The organism is Pedobacter nutrimenti (assembly GCF_032678445.1).
GTDB classification, from domain to species: Bacteria; Bacteroidota; Bacteroidia; order Sphingobacteriales; family Sphingobacteriaceae; genus Pedobacter; species Pedobacter nutrimenti_A.
In genome coordinates this window covers 367553-382470 of the sequence record NZ_JAVTSQ010000004.1, presented here as the reverse complement: position 1 = coordinate 382470, position 14918 = coordinate 367553, and the positions used below count along the sequence as shown (strand labels likewise).

6 protein-coding genes are annotated in these 14918 nt (G+C 41.4%); 1 reads left to right on the top strand and 5 read right to left on the bottom strand.

The window, feature by feature from the left end; all coding sequences use genetic code 11:
- Positions 1–43 precede the first annotated feature (43 nt).
- Entirely contained in the window at positions 44–4138 is a 4095-nt protein-coding gene (locus R2S08_RS09125) for a two-component regulator propeller domain-containing protein (protein WP_316834871.1), read from the top strand.
- Here the strand turns inward: R2S08_RS09125 and R2S08_RS09120 are convergent.
- The 5 genes from R2S08_RS09120 to R2S08_RS09100 all read right to left on the bottom strand — a co-directional run bounded on the left by R2S08_RS09120 (position 4133) and on the right by R2S08_RS09100 (position 14755).
- Positions 4133–5320 (bottom strand): glycoside hydrolase family 88 protein, encoded by a 1188-nt coding sequence (locus R2S08_RS09120; protein WP_316834870.1) that lies wholly within the window; start codon positions 5318–5320, stop codon positions 4133–4135. The two genes, R2S08_RS09125 and R2S08_RS09120, sit on opposite strands and share 6 nt — an antisense overlap.
- Before the next feature lie 73 nt (positions 5321–5393).
- Complete coding sequence (locus R2S08_RS09115) at positions 5394–7142, bottom strand: RagB/SusD family nutrient uptake outer membrane protein (protein WP_316834869.1); 1749 nt, start codon at positions 7140–7142, stop codon at positions 5394–5396.
- Positions 7143–7152: 10 nt separating this feature from the next.
- The gene (locus R2S08_RS09110) at positions 7153–10233 is read right to left on the bottom strand and encodes a TonB-dependent receptor (protein WP_316834868.1); all 3081 of its coding nucleotides are present in this window, start codon (positions 10231–10233) and stop codon (positions 7153–7155) included.
- 30 nt (positions 10234–10263) lie between these two features.
- Entirely contained in the window at positions 10264–11904 is a 1641-nt protein-coding gene (locus tag R2S08_RS09105) for a RagB/SusD family nutrient uptake outer membrane protein (protein ID WP_316834867.1), read from the bottom strand.
- A 10-nt stretch (positions 11905–11914) separates the two neighbouring features.
- Positions 11915–14755 (bottom strand): SusC/RagA family TonB-linked outer membrane protein, encoded by a 2841-nt coding sequence (locus R2S08_RS09100; protein WP_316834866.1) that lies wholly within the window; start codon positions 14753–14755, stop codon positions 11915–11917.
- Positions 14756–14918: the final 163 nt, after the last annotated feature.

The window sequence follows — 14918 nt, the reverse complement described above, 5'->3', positions numbered from 1 at the left end:
CGATTATTCGGATATTCAGAGTCCCAATCAAACCACAATCATCATGTTCGCTAAAAAGAGCTGTAGCTATTTGTCCTGGATTTTATTTATGGTATTCGTACAGCTACATGCCTATGCCCAAAAAGAGGTTCAGTTCAGCAATTTGACCCTGGAAAATGGACTTTCACAAAACTCGGTGCTTGCCATTTGCCAGGACAATCAACAATTTCTCTGGTTTGGAACAAAACACGGCCTTAACAGATATGATGGTTATCAATTTAAGATCTATAGAAATATACCTTCCGTACCCGGCAGTCTTTCCTCCAGCAGTATCCAATATAACTATATAGATTCCAGAGGCGACCTCTGGATAGGAACAAGTAAAGGCTTAAACAAATACGACCGTCAGAAAGATAGTTTCATACGGTTCCTGAGCAATTCAAAAGATAAGTCTGCCATTAGCAACAATTCCATAGAGTACATATACGACGATAAGGACAGAAACCTATGGATTGGTACATTCAAAGGGCTGAATAAACTAGATAGAAAAACAAACACCTTTAAGCTGTATTCCTTTAAGGATACTCTGGCCCACCCCAGCCAAAATTCAATAACGGCTATTTTGATGGACAAGCATGGATTTCTCTGGGTAGGCAGTACAGATGGTCTGATGAAAGTACATTTTGAAAATGGACGTATGCAGTACCAGCTTTTCCAAAACCAGCAGGGTAAAACAAACAGCATCAGTTCAAGCTATATCACCAGTATTGCAATGGATACGCAGCAAAATATCTGGATCGGAACAGATAATGGAATCAATCTCTATCACGATAATGATCAAACTTTCACTTCTTTTACCCATAACAATAAGGACCAAAATTCAATTGTTCACAACGACATCCGCACAATTGCACTTAGAAATGATGGCATGTTGTGGATTGGCACCCAGGAAGGTTTAAGTATATTGAATCCCGCGACTAAAAGCTTCACAAATTACCAGCATGATCCTGAGTTAAAATGGGGTATTGCCCAAAACTCCGTCCACAGCATCTTTCAGGACATCAGTGGAACCATGTGGGTGGGCACCTATTATGGGGGCGTCAATTTTGCTTACCCCTATTCTACAGCATTTAAAGTACAGCAGAACAACAAACAGCATTCCAGTCTGAGCAGTAATGTGATCAGTTCCATTGTAGAAGATGAACAGCATAACTTATGGATCGGAACAGAAGGTGGTGGGTTAAATTATTACAACCGCTCTGCCCAAACCTATACGCACTATAAGAATAAACCTACAGACAATACAAGCTTAACCTCTAACCTTGTCAAAACAATCTACAGAAATAAAAAAGGCGATCTTCTGATTGGTACCCATCATGGCGGATTAAATTTCTTTGACCCCCGGACAAAGACTTTCAGACATATCGTCAATGTAAAAAATTACAAGAATGATGTTGGAACGGCAGAAATTATTGCTATTTATGAGGATAGTTATGGAAATACCTGGATAGGTTCCTTAGAAGGATTGAACCTGCTGAAAAAAACAAATGGAGAATATGCAGGACATACGGTAAAGAGCCCCTTAGAAAAAAATCTAAAAACCAAAGGTATTCAAGTCCTCTTTGAAGACCGGCAAAGAAAATTATGGATAGGCACCACAGCGGGATTACACCAATACGACCCTCAAACCCGGAAACTGACCTATTTTCTAAAAAATACTGCCGACAGCAGCCGGTTGCAGTCAGATTATATCAATTGCATTACTCAAAGTAAAAATGACGACCTTTGGATAGGGACTCATTTTGAAGGCATCAGCCGCTACAACCCAAAAACCAGTCATTTTAAAACCTATACAGAAAAGGACGGCTTATCAAACAACAATGTACTGGGCATAGTAGAAGACCATTCAGGTAATTTATGGATCAGTACGGATAACGGTTTGTCTAGACTAGATCCTAAAACAGGAAAATTCAGGAACTACACCAGAAGTGACGGTCTGGCCGGAAATGAATTCAATGTCAGGTCTTTCTTTAAAGACAGTAAAGGTGAGTTCTATTTTGGGGGGTATAATGGCCTAACTACCTTCTTTCCAGATCAGATAGAGATCAATAAATCTGCTGCACCTATTGTATTTACAGGATTAAAATTATTCAATCAGCCGGTTGACGTTAATGGGCCAGACAAATTGCTGAAAGAAGACATCAACAGCCAGAAAGAAATCACTTTTGCTCACGATCAGAATCATTTCACTATTGGTTTTGCACTCTTAAACTATATTAAATCAGATAAAAACAGATATACCTATAAATTAGACGGCTATGAAAAGGACTGGACCTATGTTCATACACCCAGTGCAACCTATACCAACCTTCCTCCCGGAGAATATGTATTTACGGTTAAAGGCATAAACAATGATGGTATCCCTGGCAAGGGCTCTGTAAGCATAAAAATAAAGATCCGCCCGCCCATATGGGCCAGTTGGTGGGCTTACTGTGCTTATCTGCTGATCTTTTCTGTGATACTATTCCTGGTGGTCAGGTACCTTTTCATTAAAGCCTTATTAAAACGATCTGTAGACCTGCAGCAAATGAAGCTGGATTTTTTCACTAATATTTCTCACGAAATACGTACACCGTTAACCTTGATTCTCACTCCTCTTGAAAATCTGCTCAAAAACACACAGGATAATTTGGAGATCAGCAGGCAAATCATCCCTATCAAAAATAACGCAGATCGCTTAATGCGCCTGATTACCGAACTCATGGATTTCAGAAAAGCAGAGACAGGCCATTTGAAATTATACGTCAGCTCGGATAATATCATTATTTTTTGCAAAGAGATTTTCCTCGCCTTCCAGCATGTGGCCATAGAAAAGAACATTACTTACCACTTTGAATCGTCAAAAGATGCTATAGAGATCTTTTTTGACAGAAAGCAACTAGAAAAAGTATTGTTTAATCTGTTGAGCAATGCCTTTAAATTCACAAAAGACCTTGGAACCATTACTCTAAGGATAATTGAGCATGCAGACGAGGTGGAAATTCAGGTTCATGATAATGGCGCAGGCATTTCTTATGAGAACCAGAACAAGCTTTTCAGTAGTTTCTTCCAGGTGGACGACCGGGACTCCAGCCATATTGGGTCGGGCATTGGGCTCGCACTTTCCAAAAGTATTGTACAAGCACATCATGGTACAATAGACATTGAGAGCATTCCTGCCACAGCACATACCCCCGGCGACACTTGTTTTACAGTTAAATTAAAAAAAGGAAAAACACATTTCAAATCTGAAGAATTTGCAGTGACCAGGGAAACCTATCCCGTTTTCAGTCCCGACGTAACCACCAATCCAGCTTCAACAGAGGAAGACCGCAAAAAAGATATCCCTAATAAAGAACATATCCTGATTATAGAAGACAATGCAGAGATCAGACAAATGCTTACCGGATCTGTCGGTCAGCATTACCAGGTAAGTGAAAGTATTGATGGCTTACAAGGCTGGGAAACCGCTATAGAACTCTTGCCGGATTTGATCATTTGTGATGTGATGATGCCCGTCATGGATGGTTTGGAACTCTGCAGAAAACTCAAGACTGATGAACGGACAAGCCATATCCCTGTCATCCTACTCACCGCCAGGTCCTCCCATATCCATCAGGTAACTGGACTGGAAACTGGCGCTGATGCCTATATTATGAAGCCGTTCAGCATGGAACTCCTGGAACTGAACATTAAAAACCTCATCCATTCCAGAGACCTCATGCGCATAAAATATGGCCAGCAGATCACCCTGCAACCACAGAATATCCAGATTGGGGCAACAGACCAGGCTTTCATTACAAAAGTGATTCAATATATAGAGGCACACATGTCTGAGCAAAGCTTTGGAGTGCCAGATCTGGCTTCAGAAACCGGCATGAGCCAGCCGGTCCTGTATAAAAAAATCAGGGCAATCACGGATCTGTCTGTAAACGATTTTATCAAATCCATACGTTTAAAAAGAGCGGTACAGCTTTTAGAGCAAAAAAGCTATACCATTTCAGAAATCTCTTATCTGATTGGGTTTAATGATCCTAAATATTTCAGCAGGGAATTCAAAAAACAATATGAAAAGACACCACGCGAATTTATAAATGAGCTAAAAAACAACAATCTATAAATACCATTTTTTATATCGGGCTAAAGCCTCCAGAAAATAATAGTCTGCATAAGTTAAGGGAACATCTACTTCAGATTTTAAAGGCAATGCACCTACACTGTGCAATAATAAAAAGCCACCGTTTTCTCCCGGCTTCGAGCGGTATTGGCCTGAAGACAGAGAGACAATCATTTTTCTGGCGGCAGAAACGAACCTGTCTTTGCTTCTTCCAGTAGAATATTGCCCCAATTCCAGCAAAGCCGATGAAATGACAGCTCCTGCAGAGACATCTCTGTAAGTATCCGGAATACCTGGTGCATTAAAATCCCAGTAGGGAATGCCATCAGCAGGCAGATTTGGATGCTTTAAGATAAAATCAGCAATATGGATAGCCTGGTCCAGGTATTTTTGATCCTTTGTAAAACGGTACATCATGGTATAGCCATACAAAGCCCATCCCTGGCCCCTGCTCCAGGCAGATTCATCTGCAGCACCTTGCGCTGTTCCTCTTCTGATCACTTTTCCGGTTAACATATCATAATCTACCACATGGTAGGAGCTGTAATCAGATCTGAAATGATTCTTCAGGGTTTTGTTGGCATGAGAAACGGCAATCTGTTTATATTTTGAGTCGCCACCATGCGCACTAGCCCAGAGCAACAGCTCCAGGTTCATCATATTATCAATAATCACAGGTCCTTTCCAGGTTTTACTGGAGTTCCAGGATTGAATGACCCCGGCAGCAGGATGATACCTGGTTGCCAGTGAACCCGCAGAGGTATCAATGACCGCTTTGTATTTCTCGTCCTTCAAAATTCTGTATGCATTTCCAAAACTGCAAAACATCATAAAGCCTAAATCATGGTTACCAGTGTAGTGTTTCTCTTTCTCCAATATAGAAAGTCGTCTTTTGGTCTCAGACAAAATTGCTGTATCTCCAGTATATTCGTAAATATAGAGCAATGAACCCGGATAAAAACCACTGCACCACCACTTTGTATCACTGGTTTCTATCTTTCCGCTCTTAGCATAATAGGTTTTAGGCATCACTCCGGCAGGAACATTTTTAGCCAGAACTTTATATTGCTCTTCAGCAAAATGAAACTGATCATCAATAAGCTGTTTCATTTGACTACGGTCCTGCCCTTTTAAGAAGCCACTACCTGTGCACAGCATGATTAAAAACAATAAGGTATTCTTCATGATAAATTAATTTTATTCAATAACTATTTCAATAGAAAAGTGGGTGTATTTTCGTCACCCACTTTTCTAGGTCTTACCAGCCTGGGTTCTGAATCAACAGACTACTTTTATTAATTTCCGATTGCGGTATTGGAAAATAATACATTTGCGGACTTAAGAAAACCCGTGTCTCAAAAGCAAAACGTGTACCAGTATAAGCGTTCCCGTTTTTAACCCATCTCATACCAATCGCATCGCCGTTAAGCACTTTCTCGGCAATCTTCCATCTCTTAACATCAAAAAAACGATGCGCCTCTTCAAATGCGAATTCTACCCGCCTTTCATTTCTGATCACTTGTCTCATATCCTCCTTCGATAGCCCGCCAGGCAACTGGTAAGGATCCAGCCCCGCACGTCTGCGTATAGCTTCTACTGCAGCATACACCTGTGCCCCTGGCCCCTGAAATTCATTTTCCGCTTCAGCATAATTGAGCAGGATCTCTGCATACCGAAGGGAGACAAGACCAATATCGCTGGTTACACCATAATTTCCTCCGGCATTCTCATTACAGAACTTCCTGAACAAATACCCTGTTCTGGTAGAGTTTGAAGTACCCAGACCATCTCCTGCTGCCTGAAAATACAGGTTTACCGGAGTTGGCTTATTGGTTGTTTTATCCAGCCAGGTTGCCTGATTATATAAAATAGTATAGCCAAATCTTGGATCTCTGTTTTTATACATATCAGACTCCGAATAACCCGATCCTGCTTCATCCTTCATTTTACCATTGGCCATTGGATAAGCATCTACCAGAGACTGGGTTGGATAAGAATAGGCCTGTCCGCCCCGCGTTACAGGTAAGAGATAACCTTCATACCATCTTCCGGTCTTCATCATGATCTGGAAAATCTGTTCAGAGTTCTTCCTATCTGTCAGCGTTTTATAAAAGCCATACCCTTTAGCGGTGGTATTGTCTTCAACAAGTTGATAAAGATTCAGATCCATAACTGCCTTTGCTGCATCTGCAGCCAGTTTCCATCTATTTGCATCAAAATTCTCATAACCAGCAAGCTTTTTCTGTTCTCCGCCAGTAGCCGGATTTTCCCCATTAAACAAAGGGCTTGCAGCCAGCAGCAATAACCTGGATTTCAAGGCCATCGCAGCGCCCTTGGTTGGCCTTCCGTAATCCTCCGGCAATTGGTTCAAAGGCAAAATTCCACTGCAGGCATCAAGCTCGGCCGATATATAGCTTACCGTCTCTGCAAAACTTGATCTTGGTAAATTAAAATCATCTGTTAAACCAAACAGACGATCTCCTAGTAAAGGTAAACCGCTGTAATTCCGAAGCAAATGATAATAATAGTAAGCGCGCAAAAATCTGGCTTCTCCTTTCAGTTTCTGCTTTCTTCCGGCAGAGATTGGAGATCTGTCCACATTCCCTAAAAAAACATTAACCCTTCTGATGTTTGTAAACGCACTATTCCAGTGATTTTTAAACCTGGAGAAATCGGCTAAACTAGCAAATTGCGCCAAATTAAATGCCGGCGCCGCCTGTGCCGTAGTACCAGACCACCGGCACTCAGAATCATCAGAGGCATCACTATAAGACCATAACCCACCACCGGTAACCCCATTATCCATATAATAGGTCGTGGGAAGATCGGCATATACCCCGTTTAGGAATTGAAAAGTAAGTAAGCTGTCTGCAAATACCGTATTCTGGTTCATTTGACCAACATCAGTTTTATCCAGAAAGCCTTTATCCGACTTCTTACAGCTATAAATCATAATTACTGGTAAAAAAACCAGCAGGTATTTCCGAAAAGCATATCTTGTATTCATATCTATTTAATTAAAAGCCAACCTGTACACCAAAATTCACCACTTTTTGCTGAGGATAATTCTGATACCCCTCCACTGTTCCCGTTACGGATTCCGGATCAATATCATAAATACTCAGGTTGAACCAGGTAATCAGGTTCAGCGCATTAGCATAAATCCGGACATTGCTCAGTCTTACACGTTTAACCAGCGACTCAGGTAAACGATAGCCCAGCTCCACATTCTTTAAGCGCAAATAATTTGTAGACCTTAGCCAAAAAGTTGAAGCATCAAAATTGACCCCACCCAGTCGCGGATACTCTGCAATGTCCTTAGTTTCCGGGGTCCATCTTTTTTCATGTATTGCCGATGGAAGCCCGTTAACCGTACCAATCTGAAGCATAGTTGAAGCATTCAAACTTCCACGGGCAGCCCCCTGGAACAATACAGAAATATCAAAATTCTTATAGCTGGTACCCAGAGAAAAGCCATAATTGATCTGCGGAATGTTAGGATAGCCAATAGGCCCGATATCCCCTTGATCTATTTTTCCATCATTGTTAATGTCTACCATTTTTATATCTCCGGGTTGAACCACTTTTCCAATCACCTTCGGACTGTTGGCAACATCCGCATCATCGCGATAAAACCCATTTGACGTGTAGCCATAGATTTGCCCGATTGGCCTGCCTGTACGCATTAGTAGAGGATTCGCAGCATTCAGGGGTTCATCCCTGTACAGGATTTTATTCTTTGCAAAAGAGATATTTCCCTTTACAAAATATTGGAAATTCTCATTTATACTGTGCCGGTGCGTAATTTCCGCTTCAAAACCCTTATTGCTCACCACACCAATATTAACAGGCGGCAGGCTTAAACCAGAATAGGCTGGCACAGTTTCTCTTACCGTTAAAATGTCAGACCTGCGATGGTCAAAATAATCCAAAGTCAACTCCAGCTTACTGTTAAACATCTTGATATCCGTACCAATATCTATCTTCCGCTCCTTTTCCCAGCGCACATCTTCATTCGCAAGTTGTCCGGGTACAATACCAGGAACCGTGGTATTGTTATCGCCAAAATAATAGCTGTTCTTGTCTGCGCTTGTATACACCTCCTCATAGATATAGCGGTATCCTCCAACATCATCACTTCCTACAATACCCCACGACCCACGTAACTTCATATAGTTAATAAAGGGTAGCGCCTTTTTAAAGAACTTCTCTTCACTCAGGTTCCAGCCCAGACTGATCGCCGGAAACAGCCCGAAGCGATTTTTAGCCTGGAAGCGATCTGAGCCGTTATAACCGGCATTCACTTCAAACAGATATTTGGAGGCAAAATTATACCCCATCCTTAAAGCATATCCCTGAAAGTTACCAGGCGCACTTGCGCCCGAAATCTCTGTAGAACGGTTGGTCAGCACCAATCCATACACATTATGCTGGCTAAACTGACGATTATAGCTAAGGATTCCCTGTAAGTTTAACCTTCTGAATGGATAAGGAATTTTATTGGCGTCAAATGCCGTAGAAACCGTGAGAGGCTCCAGTCTCATCAGATCTGGAAAAACGGGATCAAGTGCATCTGAACCGGCAATATGATCATAAACAGGGAAACGACCTCTGGTCAGTCCTCTCCGGAAAGAAAAGTTATTGGTATAAGCCAGTATCCCTCTAAAAGACAGACCCTGCGTAACAAAATCCAGCTTTTGTACTGCATTCAGGTTTAAATTCAAGTCATTGCTGTAGGTCCTTTCATAACCACCATATTCCAGCAAACCTACAGGGTTTAAAGACTCACCCTTTTTTCCGCCATAAGATCCATCTTCATTTTTAACCGGATACTTCCATGGTGCCAGAATACCACTGCTGATCCTCCTCCAGAATGGTAATGCTCCACCGGGAACCACATCTGGTAAATTCGGCTCATTGATTTCATTAAAACGAGCAGACAAGTCCAGCTTTAATGTCAAAGTTTTCGTCACATCAATATCTACGTTAGACCGTATATTATATCTTTTTAAATAATAATTATTGTTAAATGACTCCTGTTTCGGAACTTCTTTAAGTAATCCGTTCTGAAAAAGACTACCCAGAGAAACGAAATATCTTAAGGTTTTCGTTCCACCATTAATATCTATATTATTACTTTGTTGTATGGTACTTTTGCGCATCACCTCATCATACCAGTTTACACTTGGATAATGGTAAGGATCATCCCCCAGTCTGAAATGTTCCAGTGCTTCCGGCGTCATCAAGCCTGGATAAGCCAGATTGGGATCCTGCCCGGAATTCACGGCTTGTTCTTTTAATAAAGTCAAGGCATCAAACGTTGGAAGAATTTTACGGCGTATGGTAGGAAGCTGCAAACCAAAATCTGTACGGAGTGTGATCTTTGGTGTTCCAGACACCCCTCTCCGGGTCGTGATAATAATTACCCCGTTTGCACCTTTAACCCCATAGATCGCAGTAGAAGAAGCATCCTTTAAAATCGAAATGCTTTCTACCTCATTGGAACTTATCTGATTGAGCTGCTCATACATGTATTCTACATCGTCAACAATTACCAAGGGTCTATTAACGGCTCCGGTAGCATAAGAACTTATCCCCCGGATATAAATATTTGCAGCATCTTTACCCGGCTGTCCACTCGTTTGCTGCTGAAATAATCCAGGTAACCTGCCCACCAGCGAATTCTGAATACTGGCTGCCGGGCTCTGTCTGATTTCCTTTCCGGTTACCGTACTTACAGACCCTGTATTGGTAATTTTCTTTTGTGTAGTTAAACCCACAACAACCACCTCGTCGAGATTTGAGTTGTCACTTTCTAAAGTTACATTCGCATCCTGACCAGCGGTTAAGGTAATTGTTTTCTTCACATAACCTACGGAAGAAAAGGACAATTTCTGGCTATTTAAAGGAACCTTAATTGTAAAAACCCCATTCACATCTGTTAAGGCAATATTTTTAGGGTTGCCAGTCTCATATACAGACACAGAAACAAGTGTTACCCCTTCTTTGTCTATAACGCGGCCTCTAACAGACCTCATTTGCGCAAATACTGCCGAGCTTAGCAGCATAAACAATAATATACTAATATATCTTTTCATTATATTTCTATCTTAATGCGGTTCAATCGGTTAAAAAGACCATCCTGGATTTTGCACCATATTTGGATTGGTTAGAATTTCTGAATAAGGAATTGGATTGTAATACATCTTTGAGGCATCAAAGACAGACGGGGCTGCGTCAAAAACAGAATAGGTAAAGGAGCCATCCTGTTTTTTTGTAATTTTCACCCCTTTAACCGGCTGGTTCAATACGCTCTCCGCAAGTTTCCATCTGCGCAAGTCCCAGAACCGATGCTCCTCAAAAGCCAGTTCAATACGTCTTTCATTCCAGATCAGGCTGCGCATGGCAGACTGACTGGCGCCAGAAGGAAGTCCATATTGATTGTCTCCTCCAGCTTTAATACCAGCTCTCTTTCTAATGGCAATAAGGCTGTTGTACACTTCCTGTACCGGCCCGCTGCTTTCATTCAGGGCCTCGGCATAATTCAATAGAATTTCAGCATATCTGAAGAGGATCACATGATGCCCTTGATTACTGTAGGAGGTAGAATTCTCAAACTTGCCCATAAACTTACGCAGGTAATAACCTGTTTTAGTTTGTATCCGGTTCCCGCCTGGTTTATCCTGCCCGCCTTCAAAAGTTTCTACAGGTCTGGACAGCCACATTTTACCGTTGTACATGATGGTCGCATCCAAACGAGGGTCGCGGTTCAGATAAGGATTTGAGGAATCATATCCTGAACCATTCTCGTTTATTGTCTTTCCGTTAATCGTTAAAAATGCGTCAACCAGGTTCTGTGAAGGGCTGGTAGCTCCTGCACCAACAATATAACCTACCGGCCCATTGTTATTCTCCACGCTTTGGCTCAGCGCCTGCTCCCTGATAAAAATGAACTCCGAATTACGTGTGGCATTTAAAGAGGCAATAAAATCTGTCGCCAGAGCATAATTGTTCAGGTTAATGACGTCTTTAGCTGCCTGAGTAGCTAAAGACCACTTCTGAAGATCATTACCTGGATTATTCAAGGGGCTTGCAGCATACAACAAAACCCTGGCTTTCAAAGCCATTGCCGCCCCCTGATTTGCACGCCCCCAGTCGCCATCAGTAATTGCAACAGGCAATAAACTACTTTTTATACTTTCCAGTTCAGAAAGTATGTAAGTATTACACTCTTGAAGCGTATTTCTCTTATAATTCAATTGATCAGATAGACTCAATACTTTATCGCCTAACAATGGAACTCCTCCCCACCTCTTGGTCAATTCAAAATAGAAATAGGCCCTCAAAAAACGAGCTTCTGCTTTCCATTGTACCTTGCGGTCAGCAGGAGCAGGAACAATATCTATTTTGCTCAGAAAAAGGTTTGCTCTTCTGATACCAGAATAATTTCTGCTCCAGGTATTATCTGGCAATACATTGGCCGATATTCGTCCGTTTCTAAAATTATCTATAGAACTTCCATCCTTCGAAGCCAGCGCATCATCTGTACCTGCATCAAGAAAAGAACCATCAATCCTGTTGTACCAGTCTGGTAACAACAAATAAGTACCATTTAGAAACTGCTGTGCATAATCTGCATTCTTGTCGACAGGATCAAATACCAAATCTTCGGTGATCCTGTTAATCGGTTCCGTTTCATATTTTTTTGAACAACTGATCAATAACGAAATGCAACTGATCACTGTAATATATTTATATATAATCTTCATTGGAATATAATTAGAATTTAAGGTTTGCACCAAAATTGAAAACCCTTTGATTTGGGTAGCCCCAACTGATGGCTTCAGGATCAACCCGTTCCAGGTCTGTAAACGTCAACAGGTTTAATCCGTTTGCAAATACACGGATACCAGCTAAGCCAATGGTTTTTACCCATGTAACTGGCAAACTATAGCCTACCTCTACATTTTTTACCCTTAAATAGCTTCCGTTCTTCATCCAGTAGGAAGAAACTGCCTGGTTATTGGTATTTACGCCCAGACTAAGCCTTGGATAAGTGGCTGTTGCCGCTGTTGCCGGAGTCCATCTATCCAGGTGTTGTTCCATGGCTTGTCCATACCCGCCAGTTGCATTTTGCTGAAATTCAAAAGTATTGTTCCCCATGAGCAATACACTTCGGTTTTGTACACCATTAATGGTCATGGAGAAATCCAGGCCTTTATAATTAAATCCGGCAGTCAGTCCATAAAAAAGAAGTGGTTTGGTAGAACCCAATGCTGTCTGATCAAAAATATTGATCACACCATCGTGATTGAGGTCTTTGTACCTGATATCGCCAGGAATCGGATTATATCCTTCTACCTTAGGGCCAGATTGAATTTCCGCTGCAGAATTGTACAAACCATCAGCAACATAACCAAAAACCTGCCCAACCGGCAAACCAGTTCTTTGCTCATATGTATTTCTACGGATAGGCTCATCAATAAAGATCAGTTTACTTGATCCCCAATTTACATTTCCACTAATGAAATATTTAAAATCATTGATTTTAGATTGAAAACCTGCTGCGAGTTCCAATCCATTATAGCGTCTTTTACCAATATTCTGCTGAGGAAGGGCATTGCCAATAATTGCACTCCCATTAGTTCCCCTGTCTTGAAGCTGATCATAATAAAAGTTGCTGTAATAGTCGGCGGAAAACCATAACTGATCCTTAAACAGACTGATGTCTGTACCAATATTGAATTTCCGGGCTTTCTCCCAGGTAAGATTTGGATCCGCCAAAGCCGACTCATTAATTGTACCGGAACTGGTTGCAGGATTTTTAGAATAGAATGAATTCCCGGAACTATAAAACTGATTGTAAATAAAATATCCGGCATTACTATTACTCCCGGTCAGGCCATAACTTGTCCTGATTTTCAACTGGCTGATCCTCGTCCCGGCCGCTTTGAACCAATCCTCCGACGACAAATTCCAACCCAGGCCCACAGCAGGAAAAACGCCCCATTGATGTCCAGGCCTGTAACGGTCTACCCCCATATAGGACGCTGCTGCCTCGGCCAGGTACTTTCCATCGTAATTGTATTGAACCCTTCCCGATAAAGCCTGATTGACTAATGACAAGTCACTTCCGGAAACATAGCTGTCTCTGGAATACAACAACAATGAATTCAAGGTATTTTTCCCGAATATTTGGTCATAGCCAAGATCGAACTGGCTATAAATTTGCCGGTTTTGCCCGGAAGTTGAAGAACTATTACTTTGTGTGCCGTCATTACCTATTTTTTGATAATAGGTTTTGTTGGTTACCGGATCAGTCTTTAAATTATAAACAGAAAATGTTTTACTTCTGTCTAACTGCTCATCATAATAGGTATTTAAAGAAACAAGCCCCTTAACATATAAGCCCTTAACTATTGTCCCCAGATCCTGTTTTAAAGACACATCAACACCGAGGTTTCTATTGCTGGAGGGCAAATAACCAGACCTCAATGCCTGGCCGTAAAGATTGTTTGGATATTGCGAATTTCCCCCCAGGGAACCATCGGCATTGAACACCGGATAGGCATTATTTGGAGTGCTTAGCAAACCACTATAAACAGCTAATGTAGATGCACCAGGTTCGTTTCCGTTTCTTATTCTTCCAAATAAATTTACAGAAAGAAAGGTTGATTTGGTCAAATCAACATCGATATTACTTCTAAAGGTATACCGCTTAAAATAGTTGTTGGTTGGGTAAGTATTCAGGTTATTGTCTACATTAAAAAAGCCCTGCTGATTTAAATAATCAAGATCGACGAAATACCTGGTCGAAGATGTTCCTCCGGCAATGTTAATGTTGTAACGCTGCATGGCAGCAGTGTTGTTAAGAATCCTTTTATACCAATCTTCGTTCGGGTGTGTAAAAGGACTGGATCCTGTTCTGTATTTATCTAAATCAGATGCACCATAAGCAGGTTGTTTTCCATCATTTGCCAGAGCTTCATTAAATAATGTGGCGTAATCATATGAATTCAAAAACTTTGGCGTTTTGATCTGTTCTTGAAGGGCATACTGGCTGGTAAAACTGATTTTCCTTGGTGCATTGGCACCTCTTTTTGTCTGGATCAGCAATACGCCGTCTGCAGCCCTCATTCCGTAGATGGCCGTTCCTAATGCATCTTTGATCACAGAAACAGAGGCAATCTGTTCGGGGTCTATACTGGTGAAGGAACGAGGCACTCCATCTATAATAACCAGAGGATTTCTTCCCCTCAAAAGAAGACTGGGTTTATCCGAACCTGGTTCAGAAGAAGTTTGAACAAGATATAGACCTGCAAGTTTACCATATAAAGAACTCATGAGTTCTGCAGCGGGAAAGCTTTCCAATTCTTCTCCGCCAACAATCCCGTAAGACTGCAGCAATTGTCCTTTTTTCTGATTTCCGAATAGGACAGGCACATCTTTATCAGGAAGTTGGAAAGGGTGCGAAGTTTTAAGTACCGTTCTTAAAGAGTCGCGTAAGTGAGCTACTCTTGTACTATCAGTTTGTTGTGCTGATGCAGACAAAACAAGCCCTCCAAAACTGGCCAGGCATAGGCCAATCTTTTTGAACAAGCATCTCGTGTCTTGTTTCATAATGAGTTTCATTAATTAGAAATGGTTTGGTTAGGTTTAATTAATTTTTGAACGTATTATCCCCTTACGGCGATTATTATTCGCCGTTGAGCAGTCCCTGGCTTTGGAGAAAGCAGGGCAAACAATACGAGTCTTTTTGTTTTTTAGTCGCTTACTTTAAAAG

What these genes read in the sequence shown, in the direction of transcription:
- R2S08_RS09120 (WP_316834870.1), bottom strand. Translation starts at nt 5,320, where the DNA reads ATGAAGAATACCTTATTGTTTTTAATCATGCTGTGCACAGGTAGTGGC.
- R2S08_RS09100 (WP_316834866.1), bottom strand. Translation starts at nt 14,755, where the DNA reads ATGAAACAAGACACGAGATGCTTGTTCAAAAAGATTGGCCTATGCCTG.
- R2S08_RS09110 (WP_316834868.1), bottom strand. Translation starts at nt 10,233, where the DNA reads ATGAAAAGATATATTAGTATATTATTGTTTATGCTGCTAAGCTCGGCA.
- R2S08_RS09105 (WP_316834867.1), bottom strand. Translation starts at nt 11,904, where the DNA reads ATGAAGATTATATATAAATATATTACAGTGATCAGTTGCATTTCGTTA.
- R2S08_RS09125 (WP_316834871.1), top strand. Translation starts at nt 44, where the DNA reads ATGTTCGCTAAAAAGAGCTGTAGCTATTTGTCCTGGATTTTATTTATG.
- R2S08_RS09115 (WP_316834869.1), bottom strand. Translation starts at nt 7,142, where the DNA reads ATGAATACAAGATATGCTTTTCGGAAATACCTGCTGGTTTTTTTACCA.